Here is a 16,551-nt window from a genome sequence, read left to right as displayed (position 1 = left end):
TGACTGATGCATATAAAAGGGAAAGGAGTTAACGTTATGTCTAAAATGCCTATGATATTTGCAGGCCATGGATCACCGATGAACGCCATAGAAGATAATCGGTATACCAGAGAGTGGAGGGAAATGGCAAAGAAAATCCCAAGACCTGAATCAATTGTATCAATCTCGGCTCATTGGTATACGGAAGGTACAAAGATTATGAATGAGGAAAATCCAAAGACTGTTTATGATATGTATGGATTTCCTGAAGAGTTATATAAGATTTCATATAATGTACCCGGTAATCCCGGACTTGCAGGTAGTGTAAAAGATATGATCAGCAAACAAAGCGTATATGACAATACCTGGGGCATTGATCACGGCACATGGTCTGTTCTGACTCATATGTACCCCCAACGGGATATCCCGGTTTTTCAGATCAGTATCGATGCTTTTGCCCCGCCGCAGGTTCATTATCAGATAGGAAGGGAATTGAAATCCTTAAGAGATCAGGGCGTTCTTTTATTTGGCACAGGAAATATTGTACACAATTTGAGAATGCTGGACTGGGGGATGGAAGATGATGGTTTCAAATGGGCTTATTCGTTTGACGATTATATTAAAACAAACATTGAAAACAGAAATCACGATAATATCCTCCACTACATGAGTCAGGGTGAGGCGGCTAAATTAGCGGTACCTGCGCCGGATCATTTTAACCCGATCTTATATTTGCTCGGAGCATCGGATGAAGAAGATAAGATAACTGTATATAACAACAGCTGTATGCTGGGGTCCTTATCTATGACCAGCTATTTATTTGAATCATTTTAAGAGAGTATCCAAAAGAAAAGCGGAGGCACAGCTGTGGCAAAGGCACAGTATCGGATCTGTTGTTGATATAGCAGCCAGCGTAAGTAAATAAACAATTAGAAACTCAGGGTGTCAGGCGCAATGTGGGCCAGGTACCCTGAATTTTATTTTCGCAGAATACTGATAGAAATCATATCCACTTCTTAAAGCATCTGGTATAATAGCAGATATCTCATTCTGGATAATGAAAGGAAAAAAATGACAACTGATAAGACAAAGAATGGAACCGGAGTAATGCTAAAACTTCCCCAAGAGGCAGATGCCAAAGAAATAATAGAGTTTTATAAGCAGGTTGGAAAAGAAACAACATATCTGGGATTCAGTGAGGGTGAATACCAGGTATCAGAGGAACAGCAGTCAGCGATGATTAAAGAGATCAATGCATCAGGGAATAATATGATGATACTTGCAATGATAAATTCTAAAATAGCAGGCATTGGAACCATTTCATCGAATAATAAACGGTCAAAAATCAAGCACGTTGGAGTGCTGGGAATTGTTATAAGTGCAGAATATTGTAATGCAGGTCTTGGAACAATCATGATGGATTATTTAATTAAATGGTGTAAAAGTAACGGAGAAACAGCTAAAATAAGTCTGACCGTAAGAAAAGATAATTCCAGAGCGATTGCATTATATGAAAAATTTGGTTTTGAAACAGAAGGTATCCTGAAAAACGAAACGTATATTGATGGAGTTTATTATGATTCTGTAGTTATGGGATTAATGATAAAATAAAAAGTTATGAAATGGTAAAGACAGGAGAAAAACAATGTGGTTTATACTTTCACTGATAGCAATATTATTCTGGAGTGGTTCTGACCTCTTTTCAAAAATAGGTTCCAGACCAGATGATAAATACAGCCATTGGAAAATGATTATGGCAGTTGGTACAATTATGGGAATACATGCTGTAATTGAACTCAGCAGAGGTGCAGAGTTTCAAATATCAGATATTATTACATATTTGCCTGTATCATTTCTATATATTCTCGCAATGATACTTGGTTATGTGGGTTTACGGTATGTGGTCCTTTCTGTCTCTACACCCATTTGTAATTCATCAGGTGCAGTCGCGGCTCTTTTGTGTTACTTTATTTTGAAAGAGAAAATGAGCGGTTTACAGTTTTTTGCAGTCGCATTGGTATGTATCGGTATTTTCTCTCTTTCTGTTTTTGAGAAAAGACAGGAGGATGCAGAGCGTATGCAGGCCGGTATAGTTCCGGATCGGAAATATACACATAGCTTCATTGCTGTTTTCTTTCCTGTTTTTTACTGTATCATTGACGGACTTGGTACGTTTGCAGATGCATTGGTTCTTGACCGGTATATCGGAGAAGGATCAGCCAACATTGCATACGAATTTACATTTTTGCTGATGGCCATTTTTGCCTTTATTTATGTGGTGATTGTTAAAAAACAGAAAATCAGCCTTTCCGCTGAAAAACCAAAGATACTTGCAGGCGTATTTGAAACGGCAGGACAATTTGCATATATTTTCGCGTTGGGAGATAATGCAATTGTTGCAGCTCCGTTAATTTCATCTTACTGTATCTTTTCACTTGTCTGGGCAAGAATTATATTGAAGGAAAAGCTGTCATGGAAACAGTATCTTGTCATTGCCATCGCAGCTGTTGGTATTGTGATACTAGGTATGGAAGGATAAGATTAAGGATCTGGTAATCAGGGAAAGGACAAGGTGAATCTAATATGTGGCAATGCCCAAAATGTGGACGGGAATTTAAAAATCAGGATCAAAATCATTTTTGCAGTGAGGCGCCAAATACCATAGACGCCTATATTGAAGCTCAGGCAAAAGAGGTTCAGCCGCTTTTGCATCTGGTTCGGAATACAATCCGAACCGCATTGCCCGATGCAGAGGAACGTATTTCATGGAAGATGCCCACATACTGGAAAAGACATAATATCATTCATTTTGCGGCATTTAAGAAACATATGGGAGTGTATCCCGGTGAGAATGCGATGGTCCATTTTGCAGGACGGCTGACGGAGTATAAAACAAGTAAGGGTGCGATACAGCTTCCTTATGATAAAACGCTTCCGCTGGATCTAATCGCTGAGATTGCAAAATGGAGTTATGAATGGTTGTGATGAAATAACCATAACAGTCTGAGCTATGCATTAAAATGCCAGAATTTAAACTTGACGTAAGGGAGTGAAAATGCTAAGATGTGAATGAATAATATTATTTTCATTCACATCTTATTCGTTACGGAAAGGCTCTATATGAAAAAGATTACTGCATTGATAGGAAGTGCCCAGAAAAAAGCTACTTATGAAGCAGTCCGTGAATTTGAGAGAAATTTAAAATCCCATACGGAGATTGAACTGGAGTATGTTTTTTTAGCGGATTATCAAATTGAGTTTTGCAGAGGCTGCAAGCTGTGTTTCAATCAGGGAGAAAAATTCTGCCCCTTACACGACGACAGAGATCTGATTATTGATAAGTTGATCCATTCTGACGGGGTAATATTTGCTACTCCCAATTATGCTTTTCATGTTTCGGCCTCCATGAAGAATCTGTTGGATCGGACAGCTTTCTTCCTGCATCGGCCTTACTTTTTTGGAAAAGCATTTACATCCATTGTTACTCAGGGAATTTACGGGGGAAACTCTATTATAAAGTACCTCAAAAATATGGGCGAGAATCTGGGATATAGTACTTCAAAAGGCTGTGTATTAAAAACTCTGGAGCCGGTCACAAAAGATGTACAGAAAAAAAACTCACTTAAAATAAAAAAGGCCGCTGCAAGGTTCAACAAGGTACTGATGCGTCAAACGGCGCCATCCCCATCTTTTTTCAGGCTGATGATGTTTAGAATGTCCAGATCAAGCATGAAAGAAATGCTGAACGATGAATATTATGATTACCAGTACTACAGGAAAAATGGCTGGTTTGAATCGGATTATTATTACGAGGTATCCTTAAATCCCATTAAAAAGATGATGGGTCGGATTTTTGATTACATAGGACATCGAATGGCGGGGATGAATTAGAAACCAGTCGCTATTTAATATAGGATTTTCGGAGGACTTTATATTGAAAGATACAAAAACGATTTTGTTTCATTGCGGAAAGGAACTGTTCAGCCGGAACGGGTTTAAGGATACGAATGTTTCGGCTATAACGAAAACATCAGGAATAGGAACAGGCACATTCTATAATTATTATTCCTCAAAAGATGAACTTTTCATGGAACTATATCTGGAAGAAAACGAGAAGCTTAAGAAAAAAATAATGAAATCAGTTAATATGGACCAGGATCCAGGGAGTGTAGTTAAGGAATTGATGCTATTAAATTTAAAAGGTATGAAATCAAATCCGATTCTGAAAGAATGGTACAACAAGGAGGTATCTGTTAAAATTGAGAATTATTTCCGTGAACAGAAGGGGCTTAACCGGCTTGACTTCATGTATCAGGATTTTTTTGAAATCATAAAAAGATGGCAGGAAGAGGGGAAAATAAGGAACGATATTGACAGCACAATGATTATGGCCATATTTACATCTATCATTACAATTGAGATTCATAAGGAAGAAATTGGATTACAGTATTTTCCGGAGATTTTGGATTACCTCACGGATTTTACGATGAAAGGCTTGGCGGCTGGAGTGTAACATTACAATTTAATAGGAGAGGTATTAAAAATGAGAACATTAATCGTATATGCAACCAAATATGGATTTACAAAAACGTGCGCTGATATTCTTGCAAAAAGGCTGGGTGAAAACGTGGATATTTATGATTTGAACAGTAATCTTCCTGACCTGATGAAATATGATAAAGTCATCATAGGCGGTTCCATCTATGCAGGAAAGATCAGAAAGCCGGTAATGCGTTTTTGCTCAGACAATCTTAGTACTCTGAAAGGAAAAAAATTGGGGCTTTTTATATGCGGAATGGCAAAGGAAGAAGATGCACAAAAGCAGCTTGACTCCTCGTTCCCTGAGGACCTGTTGGCAGTGTGTGCTGCAAAAGGGTTCTTTGGAGGAGAATGCAATTATGAAAAAATGAATTTTCTGGAGAAGTTTATTATGAAGAAGATAACCGGTTCGAAACAGAGTCAGTCGAAGGTTGCTGAAGATAACATAACACGATTTGCTGGTATGATGAGGTAAGTAAAACCAATGAAACACATTGCAATCATATCGGATACTCATGGCATACTGAGAGAGCCTGTCATGACTGAACTGGATGCGGCCAATTGCATAATCCACGCCGGAGATATTGATACCCCATCCATTGCTGATGCTGTCCGAATGTTGGGAGAGACCTATATGGTGCGCGGCAATAACGACATGGATTGGGCGAAAGAACTGCCGGCCAGCATTTCTGTCACCATTGAAGGTGTCAGATTCTTCATCGTTCATAACAGAAAAGATGTCCCCAGACATTTGTCAGAAGTGGACGTAGTGATCTATGGGCATTCTCATAAATACTTCTCTGAAGTGATAGATGGTGTATTGTATCTCAATCCTGGCAGCTGCGGTAAGCGGCGTTTTAATATGGAGCTTACAATGAGCTGGATGACTGTGGATGGGGGGCAGTATCAATATGAAAAGGTTATAATTCCCCATGACTAAATGGAAGGGACGGAGGAACAGGCTGTGGGCAAAGAAGAACAGGTTATGTCAGAACTTTGGGATTTATTTAATAAGAAGATGTGGCTTGACAGCTTTAAAATGAAAACCAGACTGAAAGGGTTTAATCCTTCTGAAGTACATTGTATCGAATACATTGGTGGAAATGAAGATTCCAATGTGACAAAACTTGCTGAGACGTTTTATATGACAAGAAGTGCAATCAGTAAGCTGACCAGGAAGCTTATTGAAAAGGGTCTGATTGAAAGTTATCAGAAACCAGATAACAGGAAAGAAGTATATTTCAGGCTTACAAAACAGGGCGATAAGATATTCAATGTACATGAGGAATTGCATAGGGAATATATAGAGCGGGATAAAACGGTATTTGATAAAATAACAGAAGAACAGTATGACAGTATGCTTGGTTTTACGGAAAAATTTAATCAACATTTAGATGCAGAGATAAAAAAGCTGGGGGTGGATATTACGTCTGGCTGGTGTGATAAATTATAACTGATACAGAGGCAGCCCTATGGAAGAAAAAGAGGGCTGCTTTTTATTATGCCATTATTGTTGACAAGGAAACAAAAAAGTATTACCATGTAATTATGAGTCTTAGGACACAAAAAGAAACGAATGATTATTCAACTCAAAAGGAGGATTCAAATGAATATGATAGGAATTATCGCCAGTGAGCGAAAAGAGGGCAATACTGACTTTATTGTAAATAAAATGCTGGAGGGTGCAAGAGAACAGGGTGCCCAAACTCAGTCTTTTAGTTTTAACAATCTTAATATAAAACCTTGCAGGGGATGCTGGGCCTGCCATAAGGGAGATCAGGGCTGTGTTATTAATGACGATATGCAGAAAATATATGATGCCATAGAGGATGCAGAAGTTATCATCTTAGGCCTGCCAATCTACATGGGTCAGATGAGTGGGCAGGGAAAGATATTCACCGACAGGCTGTTTGCACGGTTTTCACCAAGGTTCTCCCCTTACTTTAAAGAAAATGCTGTTAAGAAACAAATGGTTCTTTCTTTTAACCAGGGCAATCCCAATGCAGATCTGTTTAAGCCATATATCGACTATACAAATCAAATGTTTCGAACCCTGGAATTTAATGTAAAGGAGGTTCCTGTTGTCACTGATTTACGAAACGGATCAATCCATGACAGAGAAGACTTATGCAGAGAATTAAAGTATTTGGGTTCCAGTTTAGCAAGTATTTAATTGTATTATTTGGCAATTTGTCATACAATGATGTTAAATGCAAAATGATATGATTAAATTTGGGAGGTAGTGTATGAGACTTGAAAAAGCCACACCGGAATCACAGGGAGTTCATTCCCGGGCGATCCTGGCATTTTTAAACAAAGTAAACCAACAGGAATTAGAGCTTCATTCATTTATGCTGCTTAAGAACGGTAAAAATATTGCTGATTGCTGGTGGAAGCCCTATGGACCCCAGTACAGACACCAATTATTTTCGTTAAGCAAAAGCTTTACATCCATCGCAATCGGCCTGGCAATAGAGGAAGGACTTCTGACAACAGATACGCTGATTGCTGATATTTTTACAGCTGAAATGAAAGAACTGGGGGAAAAGGTTGACGGTAAAATCAAGAAAATGACCGTGAAAAACCTCCTGACAATGGGAACCGGAATGACATATGAGAACTGGAACTGGGATGATGAGAATTATAATAACATTCTGGGGTTCTTAAGCTCCCATGTAAAGAATGAGCCGGGAAGCGCGTTCTATTACAATACCATGGGTACCTATATGTGTTCTGCGATTATTACAAGATTAACCGGGCAGAAGCTTGTGGACTATCTTATGCCCAGGCTGTTTGAACCACTGGGAATTGATCCCGTTTGGGAAGAAGACAATCAGGGTATCAGCTTTGGAGGCTTTGGACTGAATATTAAAACAGAGGATATCGCCGTTTTTGGACAGATGCTTCTGCAAAAAGGTGAATACAATGGGCGGCAGCTGGTACCAGCTGCATGGATTGAGGAAGCAACCTCCAAACAGATTAGCAACGGAGACGAAGCCGATAATGACTGGGCTCAGGGTTATGGATACCAGTTCTGGAGATGTGTGCCCGAAGGAGTGTACCGCGCAGATGGTATGTATGGACAATACTGTATCGTTATGCCTGAATATAACTGCGTTGTTGCAGTAACAAGCAATTTAGACATGGGTAAATTTATGAAACTGGTCTGGAGTGATCTTCTTCCAGCACTTGGAGGGGAAGGGGCTCTGCCTCAAAGTGATGATAACAGTAAACTAATTGAGTTTGAGTCAGGCCAGACACATCTGAAGGTGAACGAAAATTCAGAATCCTATCCCTTATTTCGGGCGTCCTACCGGCTTTCTTCTGGCATTGCAGAGGAGAAAGATTTCAATATAAAAAAGATCAGCTTTAATTTTGAAAATGGTGAATGTCTGCTTGCACTGTATAAGGGGGAAAACTCCCAACCTTTATCTGTGATTCGTTTTGCAGAGAAAGAATGGGTCTGGACCACAAAGCCATTCTGGGAAGCCGAATCCTTTTACAGAGCGGTCTGCTATGGGGAGTGGAATCATGAGGAGTTTGCTGCCTGCATCTGGCATTATGAGACTCCACTAAACACAAAACTTAAGTTTACGTTTAGTGAGGAAAGGAAACAGCTGGTTTTACAATTGACTGCGCAGCAGGAAATGACTCTCAATTACGTTAAAATATAAAAATTGGAATTGGTGGTATGAGGAGACAAAAATGGACGGAACAGTAAGAAAAAACATTAAAATTGGCGACCGCGTTATGGTGGTGCAAAAACAGGATCAGAGAACAGGCAAACTGACTGAGGGTGTAGTCCAGAGAATACTAACCAATTCTCCCAACCATCCAAGAGGCATTAAAGTAATGCTGGAAGGCGGAATTGTAGGGAGAGTACAGGGAGGCGTGGACCAGTAACAGGAGGATTCAATCATGAATTTAAGCAGGGAAGAGAAATCATGGATACTGGTTGACTGCGGTAATTCAGCTTATTCCATGGCTGTCACAACCGCGCTACTTCCGATTATGTTCGGAATGTTTGATAATGTGAAACGCAGCATGGACCTGGGATATTTCAACTCCATTGCCAGTATCCTGGTAGCGGCTTTAAGTCCCATTTTGGGCGCTGCAGCCGATTATAAGGACAAAAAGAAGCGTTTTTTTGTATTCTTCACCTGTCTGGGAGTCCTGTCAACAGCATCACTGGCGTTTATCCCTCCTTCCAGCGGGCAATGGCAGCTTTTAATTCTGTTTTTTATTCTGTCAGCAATTGGCTTTGCAGGATCTAATATTTTTTACGATGCATTTATTGTGGATGTCACCAGTGATGAAAGAATGGATAAGATATCCTCCCTTGGTTTTGCGTTCGGCTACATATCCAGTGTCATCCCTTTTGGTATTAGTCTGATACTGATCTTTCTTCTGGGAATGGAAAAATCCATCGGATATCAGATTGGTTTTATTATTACAGCTTTATGGTGGGGACTTTTTACCATTCCCATGATAAGAGATGTAAAACAGATTCATTATGTGGAACCCGGGAAGGATACCATAAAGAATAGTTTTAAAAGGCTGGCAGAAACATTTAAACAAATGAAACAGTATCGGGCTGTATTTATCTTTCTTGGTGCCTATTTCTTTTATATTGATGGTGTGGATACCATTATTAAGATGGTAATCCCTTATGCCACAGCAGTGATGGGAAACGATGCACTGGATACCTTCTCCCTTCTGGCGATCCTGCTGATTATTCAGATCATTGCTTTCCCATGTGCGATTTTTTATGGAAATATGGCAAAACGATTCTCTGCCAGAACCATGATTATCATAGGAATCTTCACTTATATCATTTCCTGCATTGCTGCATTTTTTATATCTTCCGTCTGGCACATCTTCATCCTTGGTGCCATGATTGGTTCTGCACAAGGTGGGATTCAGGCACTGAGCCGATCCTATTTTGCTAAGATTATTCCAAAGGAAAAATCCAACGAATTCTTTGGGTTTTATAATATCTTTGGTAAATTTTCAGCAATAATGGGCCCTACTCTGATGTCCCTTACAACCGCAGTTACAGGCAATGCAAGATGGAGTATTATTGGAATTATACCCCTCTTTTTAGTGGGATTTATTATATTTATCAAGCTTCCTGTGGAAGAAAAATAGGATGAAGGATGGGGTGATAAAATGAGCAGTGAAAAAGCAAAGCATCTGATCGTAATCTCTTATGATGCATTTTCTGAAGATAACTGGGAGAAAGCAAGCCGGCTTCCAAATCTTTCCCGTTTAATAGAAAACGGGGTTTACAGTACGAAATTAAAAAGTGTGTATCCGACTCTTACCTATGTTGTCCATACCACTATGATGACGGGAGTTTATCCGAATAAACACGGAATTTATCATAATAACCCGCTCCAGCCTTTTGTTGGAGAAGAAGAGCAGGCATGGTTCTGGTTCAGAAAAGATATCAGGGTACCCACCGTGTATGAAGCATTAAAAAAGCACAGGATGAAATCAGCCGCAATTTTATGGCCTGTCACAGGAAAGGCCTCCATTGGTTATAATATGCCTGAGATAAAAGCAATCGGACGTGAAAATCAGGCTCTTAAAATACTAAAAAACGGAAATCCCCTTTATTGTATGGGGCTTGAGAGAAAATATGGAAAAATAAGAAAAGGAATTGAGCAGCCCTACCTGGATGATTTTACGGTTATGTGCGGTACAGACACGATAATATCAAAGAAACCGGAGCTTTTAATGATTCATTTCATTGATCTGGACGATGCAAAACATCATTATGGGACAGACAGTACTGAGATTGATCAGGTTCTCCTGCGCATGGATGAACGAATCGGAACGATGATGGATGCTGTTGCTGAGGCAGATATTTCAGAGGAAACAGTCTTCATGGTACTGGGTGATCATGGTCAGAAAAATGTCAGATATAAGGTGAGGCTGAATCAATTACTCAAAGAAGACGGTCTTATTTATGAAGAACATGGGAGCCTGCATTGGAGGGCATATTTGCAGTCCACAGGCGGGTCAGCTTATTTGCACGTTAAGGAAAATGATGACGAGGCGAAGCAGCGCGCGCTGCGGATTCTTCGAAAAGCGGCAGGAGAGGAAAATTTAGGTGTAGAGAAAATCTATACCGGGGAAGAACTGGAACGGTTCCATGCCTTCCCGGTTTCTGGCTGTATGCTGGAAGCAAAACTGGGATATAGCTTTGATGACAGAATTTCTGGTTCTCTTGTAACGGATTTAAAAAAAGAGAATAAAACCTATGCCACTCATGGATATTCTCCGGAGAAGCCAGAATATGGCTGCTGCTTTGTCGTGTCAGGAAAAGGGATTAAAAAAGGATATCAGCTGGGAGAAATCCATATGGTCGATATTGCCCCAACCATAGCTTCCATTCTTGGTGTTGACTTCGGGCCTTGTGATGGTAAAGTACTGGAAGATGCATTTCTCAATATAAGAGAATAAGGCTATTTTAACAGTTATGCTGAAATGGAATATCAAATCATGAATAAAATCTTAGAAATGTCTCAAAGAAACCGATAAATATAATAAGGGATGCAGCAGGCTGGTTGCTGGAATTTTCTTACTAATTTAGAACAGGGGGCATTTTTATGAGTAGAAATAAGTGTTTAAAATTACTTTTCAGTGCTTTATTAGTTATAACAATGGCATTTACAGCAACTACCTCAGCATATGCTGCAACAGGAACCAAAAAAGTGACTTCTTCCGGCACCATGAGTCTTGCATTAAATAAGGGTCAAACCGGCAATTCCAGTGAAGTTACATTCCGTGTTTCCGGTCTTCCGGCAAATGCTGTTATTACAAAGCTTGAGGTAAATCCGGGTTCGCTGAAATATTCAGGAGCTGTACTTACCAATTACCTGACAGTGGCCAGCAGTAACAGAAGTTCAGCAGAGAAAGTGACTTGGAACGGTAAGGAAAATACAACTTTGAGAACAAGCGGTTTTTTGGCTTCCAAAGCCAATGGAACCTATACAATTTCCTTTAACGCTACCTGTATCAGCGGCGCGATTTCCCATGGTATGATATTAGACATTGGATCTAAATCATATTCCAATCCTTATATTACAATTTATTGGGATGACTCCTTTTAATTTCTAACCAGATATCTAAGTATAAATTACGGGAAGGATTTTCATATGACCAGCCCATATGGAAGTCTTTCCTGAAAAAGAAAAGGAGCAGAAAAAAGATGCGCGTAGGAAATGATAAATCCCTGGTGCAAAGCCGCCAGCTTTCCGGTACAGTAAAACGGGGGAGTGTGCCTTCCCCGGATTATACCGATTTTCATTTTAACACAAAGACAGCACCGGCAATGAGCGATGAAAAGTATAAGACAGCTATCATCGAGCAGGCAAAAAAAGATCAGGCAGACGGAAAATTCCAGTCCGATTCAGCCGGATTTAGAAATCTGGTAAAAAGTTACGTTTCTGCGGTCTCCCCTGACAGGAAAAGTATTATTTCACAGGGATTAAAAGCGATTTATAAAAATACCAGACAGGAACCGAAAACCTTTAATCTGTTGGATTATATGTTTGGCTCTGTAAAGTATAGCAAAGAAGCAGATGATGTTTCTTACGCCGAATTTTACGACAGTAATGGTGAGATGGTAGCCTCTTTTTCCAATGGCAGATGGATTTCCTATGGATCGAAAGCGGAAGATGCCCGGGAATCCCAACTGTGGGGAATATACAATCAGGCGTGGAACAGCGCGGCAAGAGCAAATGGAGGAACTACGTCTTCCATTGATGTTACGGGTTAAAAAATTACATGTCGCGTTTTGGCAGCAACAGGCTAATCAGGAAGCAGCGGCTGAAACGTTACGGATTTTTAAGTTTGTGGAGCATGTGTATAGTCAGGAATAAAATAGAAAGAAAATGGTGAATTGTGTTAAAGAGATTTATAAGAATGAATACTTCGTGTTTATTTGCACTTGCTGCAGGAGTAATGTTATTGTTATCGGCCTGCCAAAATAAAACGCAGCCAGAATATCTGAAAGAAGAATCGTCATCTCCAGCAAATGAGACATCGATACAAGCAGAAACATCGTCATCTGCAATAGCGCAGTCATTACCCCAGATAAACAGTTATACCAATAAAGTAATAAAATTCAATTATCCGGCAGATTGGACATCTGAGGAAAACCCTGGGGAAGATATATCTTATGTTAATTTTTTTGATTCAAAATCAGGGAGTGATCCTGTTTTTTGGTATTCCAGAGGGGAAGCCTGGCTCACGGATTTCAATCGAACAGAAGAAGATTACAAAGCACTTTTATCAGAAAGCTATAAAGACGTGGTTATAACAGATTTAACAAAAACAACCATTGATGGCAATGAAGCGATTAAGTTTGTATTTCAATATAAGGCCGATGATGTGGAATATACTATGACACAGTATGAAACCATAGTTGGACCTGTTTCTTTTCAATTTAACTGTACCTATAAATTCGATTTAAGCAATGATTATGAAGACATATTGAATTCAATTATATCATCCATTGAATTTACCGGCTGATGTAATCTGACAGTACTTTACGTTATTTGGCGCCCTGGTTCAGGAACATGAAGCAGGGCGCTATAATTATGTTTGTATCTATTCTCAATCAAAGGTGGATACAGAAGTGGTTGTCCCGTTTTGTACTTTAGCAAAATATTTTGATGTTCTCGTATCTACATGGACAAAACCGCTTGTAATATACTGCATGATTCCCTTCATACCAAGGTCTTCTGCTTTTCTGGCTACATTTAAAGTGGTTTTACCGCTGACTACAATATCAGCAGCCTGTCCTTTCACATGATAAGAATTGGTTGCGCCGCCAATGGATTCGTTGTAACTTTTTGTCCGGTAGCCGCTGTTAATTGTTACAGCGGTTCCGGCCCAGTCTCTGATCTTCTGTAAATAGGCAACCAAATCTCCGTCAATCAGAATCTTATCACTTCCATCCTTACATGCAAATTCCTTAACCTTAAAATTGGTGCTCAGACGAGTCTCGCCGTCTTTGGAAAGCGAATAGGTTTTCACTGCCATATTTCATCCTTCTTTCTTATAGGTTTGAGGCGTTTATAAGATACCGCGGCCATCTTATGTGTGCCTCTGAATATAAAAAAGTAACAATCCTCCATTTTGTAAACGGAAGATAAGATTTTTGTTGTGTTTTTCTAAAATAGATGATATTATATGCCAGGTGCGTTTTCGCATATACAACAACGAAAGGATTTTCAACTAATGTCAACCAAAACAGCTTCAGTAATTCAATCAACACCAACAGCCCCATCCACTCCCTCCATTGCCAATCCGGCTCCTCTTGGACTTTTAGGATTTGGAATGACTACCTGCCTGCTAAATATCCATAATGCAGGATTGATTCCTTTATCCATTGTGATTGTAGCAATGGGATTTGGATTAGGTGGTGCCGCACAGATCATAGCTGGTATCATGGAATTCAAGAAAAACAACACGTTTGGTGCAACAGCATTTACAGCCTATGGTTTCTTTTGGTGGTCTTTGATTTTAATCTGGATTAACCCGTTTAAAGGAATCGAAGCTGCTGATCCCAAAAGCATGGGATTTTATTTAGGCTTATGGTGTGTGTTCACACTTTTTATGTTTATTGGAACTTTAAAACATAATCGCGCCAGCCAGGTTGTTTTTGGCTCTCTGACCGTTTTATTCTTCCTGCTGTCACTGGCTAATTTTACAGGAGCCGAATCCATACATACAATTGCCGGATATGTGGGGATTTTCTGTGGTGTATCTGCTATCTATAATTCAGTGGGACAGGTTTTAAACCAGGAATTTAAAAAGACGGTATTACCTTTATAATTAAAAATCAGACGGAGTACAGACACCGGTTTTGTATTGCTTCATATACTATTCAGAGTATCTTCTTAGGAGAGAAATAATGAGTAATTATGAATACGGTGGCTACGCTCCCTATAATTATGGTTATGCAACTCCATATATGTCCGCAATGAACGCATCAAACATGCAGGGAGGACAACAAACTGCTGATATATTTACATTTCCGCAAAACCTGCCCAATGCACTGGATTTGATTCAGCAGGCACTTGCAGGTGAAACCGAAGACAGACTATTTTATTCTTGGTTAATAGAAAATGCCCCATCGGATGAAGACAAACAAATTATATCTGGAATTCGTGATAATGAGATCGGTCATTATGCTTTGTTTAAGCAGTTATTTACCGAAATCACCGGAATAATGCCTCAACAGGTTCAGGAAGAGCAGTTCGTTATTCCGGAAAGTTATTGTGCGGGGTTATCACGTGCTCTTTTAGGAGAGCAGAATGCTGTGGTAAGATATCGTAACATTCTCTACGCTATGGAATTTCGTGAGCATATTAATATGATGATTGAAATCATAACGGATGAACTCAGACATGGGATTTTATATAGTTATCTTTATACCAAAAATGGTTGTAGAGGTTAAAACAAAACGGGCGGTTGATTTTTCTTACATTTCTAAGAAAAACAGCCGCCTTATTTTTATGTCTGTTCACGGCTAAATATCGCTGTTGCTGATATCAACTTTGTATTTCAAAGATTCTGAAAGATGTTTCATTACCTGAATGCTCAATGTATCGGGAGCCATATTTTTATCGTTTAATATCCAGACTTCCAGGATTCCCATAATGATATTGGAACGTATGGTTAAACTATATTCATAAAAGGGGTCTTTGTCAGGATTTGATTTTACTCTGTCTATTAATTTCTTAACCAGGTCTGATATATTACTATATAATATTTCTTTGTTGCTGATCCTGATTAATAATTCAATGATACCTGAATCTAAATACCAGAATCTTAAAAAAGGTTTTAGCAGGTCCAGTGGATGGGTATTTCTTTCCGAATTCTGATTTAGATAATATCCAGCAATATATTCTTTTAATGCAATAAACTTTTGATCACATTCGTATCTTAAAATATCTTCCAGTGTATCGTAATTTCTGTAAAAGGTCGCCCGGCTGACTTGAGCCCGTTCTATAACCTCTGTTATTTTAATATCGGAGTAATTTTTCTCATAAAGCAGAGATTGAAACGCATTGAAAATCAGGTTTGATGATTGTTTGGAACGTTTGTCTTCTTTTATATGATACAAAATAAGGCCTCCTGTCTCTTATCTTTGAACATCATTTACTTTCATTCGATTATATCATATAATGAGTTACGATACAAATGTATATTAAAATATTTTTATAAAAACAATGTATATTAAAAGGAGGAAAAACAATGATTCAATCAAAGACTTGGAAAATAATAATATTGGCATTACTGATAATTGCCATTGCATTGATTTATTTGTTTTGCGGCAATATGAAAGAATTTGAAGACAGAATACCTTCTGTTGAAAAAACACAGTTTATGGATCCTGGCGATGATTGGAGAGATCACCGCTACGGGGAAATTATAGCTGTTTACCGAAAAGGGGCTAAGCTTTCTATGGAAGTGTACAATACCGTCAATTCCAATGAACTTCCCGAGGATCTCTGGGAGAAGATTGATACAGATGCCCTGGCAAAAGAGTATGGTGCAATGGCAGTACTGGCAAATGGACCAAGGCATTGGGTGGTAAATAAAATAGAAGCGGGTCCCATGTCAAAGGATGGGAAAATTGCAAATTTTGGTGGTATTGAAATGACTCAGAGGGCAAAGCTTCATACAACAATATTTCAAGGTTCCCTGGGAAGTAAAAAGTATACCGAAAATGTAGTAAACAGAGAAACAACGTACTATTACCTGAGAGGAAATATGGTATATGAATTAACCTCCCCCGCTGGTGATGTGTATCGAATGCAGTCCTATTCCCAACAAGTAGATCCAGGCTTAACTATCGATGATCTGGAAACCTTAGGTGATAAACTGGATCTTCCTGCGGGCTGGACCTATCGGGCACGGGTATTAGACGAAGATTCCAAATTGACTGCAGATGGTAAGGCATATATAATTAATGATGAGTTACTAAATACCTATCAAAAAATGAGGTAGAAA

At 39.1% G+C, this 16,551-nt stretch carries 22 protein-coding genes; 20 read left to right on the top strand and 2 right to left on the bottom strand.

Going from position 1 to position 16,551, the window contains the following annotated elements:
• The first annotated feature begins 36 nt into the window (after positions 1–36).
• From ygiD to ABS301_RS02645, 17 genes are all read left to right on the top strand, one after another.
• A complete protein-coding gene (gene ygiD, locus ABS301_RS02725) occupies positions 37–813 on the top strand; it encodes a 4,5-DOPA-extradiol-dioxygenase (RefSeq protein ID WP_349670731.1) in 777 nt (258 codons plus the stop codon).
• A 237-nt stretch (positions 814–1,050) separates the two neighbouring features.
• Positions 1,051–1,590, top strand: coding sequence for a GNAT family N-acetyltransferase (locus ABS301_RS02720; protein WP_349670730.1), 540 nt, complete (start codon positions 1,051–1,053; stop codon positions 1,588–1,590).
• 34 nt (positions 1,591–1,624) lie between these two features.
• The gene (locus ABS301_RS02715; RefSeq protein ID WP_349670729.1) at positions 1,625–2,518 is read left to right on the top strand and encodes an EamA family transporter; all 894 of its coding nucleotides are present in this window, start codon (positions 1,625–1,627) and stop codon (positions 2,516–2,518) included.
• Between the two features lie 44 nt (positions 2,519–2,562).
• Entirely contained in the window at positions 2,563–2,964 is a 402-nt protein-coding gene (locus ABS301_RS02710; protein WP_349670728.1) for an iron chaperone, read from the top strand.
• Positions 2,965–3,099: 135 nt separating this feature from the next.
• Positions 3,100–3,870, top strand: a complete 771-nt coding sequence (locus ABS301_RS02705; protein ID WP_349670727.1) for a flavodoxin family protein — start codon at positions 3,100–3,102, stop codon at positions 3,868–3,870.
• 43 nt (positions 3,871–3,913) lie between these two features.
• Entirely contained in the window at positions 3,914–4,492 is a 579-nt protein-coding gene (locus tag ABS301_RS02700; RefSeq protein WP_349670726.1) for a TetR/AcrR family transcriptional regulator, read from the top strand.
• Between the two features lie 30 nt (positions 4,493–4,522).
• Positions 4,523–4,993: a flavodoxin domain-containing protein gene (locus tag ABS301_RS02695; RefSeq protein ID WP_349670725.1), complete on the top strand. Its 471-nt coding sequence runs from the start codon at positions 4,523–4,525 to the stop codon at positions 4,991–4,993.
• A gap of 9 nt (positions 4,994–5,002) precedes the next feature.
• On the top strand, positions 5,003–5,458 hold the full coding sequence (locus ABS301_RS02690; protein ID WP_349670724.1) for a metallophosphoesterase family protein: 456 nt from the start codon (positions 5,003–5,005) through the stop codon (positions 5,456–5,458).
• A 24-nt stretch (positions 5,459–5,482) separates the two neighbouring features.
• On the top strand, positions 5,483–5,971 hold the full coding sequence (locus ABS301_RS02685) for a MarR family transcriptional regulator (protein ID WP_349670723.1): 489 nt from the start codon (positions 5,483–5,485) through the stop codon (positions 5,969–5,971).
• Between the two features lie 153 nt (positions 5,972–6,124).
• Positions 6,125–6,691 (top strand): flavodoxin family protein, encoded by a 567-nt coding sequence (locus tag ABS301_RS02680; protein ID WP_349670722.1) that lies wholly within the window; start codon positions 6,125–6,127, stop codon positions 6,689–6,691.
• 73 nt (positions 6,692–6,764) lie between these two features.
• Positions 6,765–8,192 carry a serine hydrolase domain-containing protein gene (locus ABS301_RS02675; RefSeq protein WP_349670721.1) on the top strand — a complete coding sequence of 476 codons (1,428 nt, stop codon included), beginning with the start codon at positions 6,765–6,767 and terminating at the stop codon, positions 8,190–8,192.
• Between the two features lie 31 nt (positions 8,193–8,223).
• A complete protein-coding gene (locus ABS301_RS02670) occupies positions 8,224–8,421 on the top strand; it encodes a YwbE family protein (RefSeq protein ID WP_277408382.1) in 198 nt (65 codons plus the stop codon).
• A gap of 15 nt (positions 8,422–8,436) precedes the next feature.
• The gene (locus tag ABS301_RS02665) at positions 8,437–9,666 is read left to right on the top strand and encodes an MFS transporter (protein ID WP_349670720.1); all 1,230 of its coding nucleotides are present in this window, start codon (positions 8,437–8,439) and stop codon (positions 9,664–9,666) included.
• Positions 9,667–9,687: 21 nt separating this feature from the next.
• Positions 9,688–10,986, top strand: coding sequence for an alkaline phosphatase family protein (locus tag ABS301_RS02660; RefSeq protein WP_349670719.1), 1,299 nt, complete (start codon positions 9,688–9,690; stop codon positions 10,984–10,986).
• Between the two features lie 146 nt (positions 10,987–11,132).
• Positions 11,133–11,636 carry a hypothetical protein gene (locus tag ABS301_RS02655; RefSeq protein WP_349670718.1) on the top strand — a complete coding sequence of 168 codons (504 nt, stop codon included), beginning with the start codon at positions 11,133–11,135 and terminating at the stop codon, positions 11,634–11,636.
• Positions 11,637–11,734: 98 nt separating this feature from the next.
• Positions 11,735–12,304 carry a hypothetical protein gene (locus tag ABS301_RS02650; protein WP_349670717.1) on the top strand — a complete coding sequence of 190 codons (570 nt, stop codon included), beginning with the start codon at positions 11,735–11,737 and terminating at the stop codon, positions 12,302–12,304.
• Positions 12,305–12,450: 146 nt separating this feature from the next.
• Positions 12,451–13,059 (top strand): PsbP-related protein, encoded by a 609-nt coding sequence (locus ABS301_RS02645; RefSeq protein WP_349670716.1) that lies wholly within the window; start codon positions 12,451–12,453, stop codon positions 13,057–13,059.
• Positions 13,060–13,143: 84 nt separating this feature from the next.
• Here the strand turns inward: ABS301_RS02645 and ABS301_RS02640 are convergent, their stop codons facing one another.
• On the bottom strand, positions 13,144–13,572 hold the full coding sequence (locus ABS301_RS02640) for a YcbK family protein (protein WP_349670715.1): 429 nt from the start codon (positions 13,570–13,572) through the stop codon (positions 13,144–13,146).
• Positions 13,573–13,770: 198 nt separating this feature from the next.
• Between ABS301_RS02640 and ABS301_RS02635 the strand changes: the two genes are divergently transcribed.
• Positions 13,771–14,367 (top strand): acetate uptake transporter, encoded by a 597-nt coding sequence (locus ABS301_RS02635; RefSeq protein ID WP_349670714.1) that lies wholly within the window; start codon positions 13,771–13,773, stop codon positions 14,365–14,367.
• 79 nt (positions 14,368–14,446) lie between these two features.
• Positions 14,447–14,992: a ferritin-like domain-containing protein gene (locus tag ABS301_RS02630; protein ID WP_349670713.1), complete on the top strand. Its 546-nt coding sequence runs from the start codon at positions 14,447–14,449 to the stop codon at positions 14,990–14,992.
• A gap of 72 nt (positions 14,993–15,064) precedes the next feature.
• Here ABS301_RS02630 and ABS301_RS02625 read toward each other — a convergent pair whose 3' ends face one another.
• Positions 15,065–15,661 (bottom strand): TetR/AcrR family transcriptional regulator, encoded by a 597-nt coding sequence (locus ABS301_RS02625; protein ID WP_349670712.1) that lies wholly within the window; start codon positions 15,659–15,661, stop codon positions 15,065–15,067.
• Between the two features lie 131 nt (positions 15,662–15,792).
• Here ABS301_RS02625 and ABS301_RS02620 point away from each other — a divergent pair, with 131 nt between their 5' ends.
• A complete protein-coding gene (locus tag ABS301_RS02620; RefSeq protein ID WP_349670711.1) occupies positions 15,793–16,548 on the top strand; it encodes a hypothetical protein in 756 nt (251 codons plus the stop codon).
• Positions 16,549–16,551 lie beyond the last annotated feature (3 nt).

Source organism: Lacrimispora sp., from assembly GCF_031982545.1.
GTDB lineage: Bacteria > Bacillota > Clostridia > Lachnospirales > Lachnospiraceae > Lacrimispora.
Note: the sequence above shows the minus strand (reverse complement) of the source record. Positions and strands in the feature narration are given on the sequence as shown.

Coding starts and splice junctions, on each gene's coding strand:
- ABS301_RS02645 (WP_349670716.1), top strand. CDS start 12,451: ATGAATACTTCGTGTTTATTTGCACTTGCTGCAGGAGTAATGTTATTG.
- ABS301_RS02695 (WP_349670725.1), top strand. CDS start 4,523: ATGAGAACATTAATCGTATATGCAACCAAATATGGATTTACAAAAACG.
- ABS301_RS02670 (WP_277408382.1), top strand. CDS start 8,224: ATGGACGGAACAGTAAGAAAAAACATTAAAATTGGCGACCGCGTTATG.
- ABS301_RS02620 (WP_349670711.1), top strand. CDS start 15,793: ATGATTCAATCAAAGACTTGGAAAATAATAATATTGGCATTACTGATA.
- ABS301_RS02710 (WP_349670728.1), top strand. CDS start 2,563: ATGTGGCAATGCCCAAAATGTGGACGGGAATTTAAAAATCAGGATCAA.
- ABS301_RS02705 (WP_349670727.1), top strand. CDS start 3,100: ATGAAAAAGATTACTGCATTGATAGGAAGTGCCCAGAAAAAAGCTACT.
- ABS301_RS02650 (WP_349670717.1), top strand. CDS start 11,735: ATGCGCGTAGGAAATGATAAATCCCTGGTGCAAAGCCGCCAGCTTTCC.
- ABS301_RS02655 (WP_349670718.1), top strand. CDS start 11,133: ATGAGTAGAAATAAGTGTTTAAAATTACTTTTCAGTGCTTTATTAGTT.
- ABS301_RS02720 (WP_349670730.1), top strand. CDS start 1,051: ATGACAACTGATAAGACAAAGAATGGAACCGGAGTAATGCTAAAACTT.
- ABS301_RS02635 (WP_349670714.1), top strand. CDS start 13,771: ATGTCAACCAAAACAGCTTCAGTAATTCAATCAACACCAACAGCCCCA.
- ABS301_RS02715 (WP_349670729.1), top strand. CDS start 1,625: ATGTGGTTTATACTTTCACTGATAGCAATATTATTCTGGAGTGGTTCT.
- ABS301_RS02690 (WP_349670724.1), top strand. CDS start 5,003: ATGAAACACATTGCAATCATATCGGATACTCATGGCATACTGAGAGAG.
- ABS301_RS02665 (WP_349670720.1), top strand. CDS start 8,437: ATGAATTTAAGCAGGGAAGAGAAATCATGGATACTGGTTGACTGCGGT.
- ABS301_RS02660 (WP_349670719.1), top strand. CDS start 9,688: ATGAGCAGTGAAAAAGCAAAGCATCTGATCGTAATCTCTTATGATGCA.
- ABS301_RS02630 (WP_349670713.1), top strand. CDS start 14,447: ATGAGTAATTATGAATACGGTGGCTACGCTCCCTATAATTATGGTTAT.
- ygiD (WP_349670731.1), top strand. CDS start 37: ATGTCTAAAATGCCTATGATATTTGCAGGCCATGGATCACCGATGAAC.
- ABS301_RS02680 (WP_349670722.1), top strand. CDS start 6,125: ATGAATATGATAGGAATTATCGCCAGTGAGCGAAAAGAGGGCAATACT.
- ABS301_RS02675 (WP_349670721.1), top strand. CDS start 6,765: ATGAGACTTGAAAAAGCCACACCGGAATCACAGGGAGTTCATTCCCGG.
- ABS301_RS02640 (WP_349670715.1), bottom strand. CDS start 13,572: ATGGCAGTGAAAACCTATTCGCTTTCCAAAGACGGCGAGACTCGTCTG.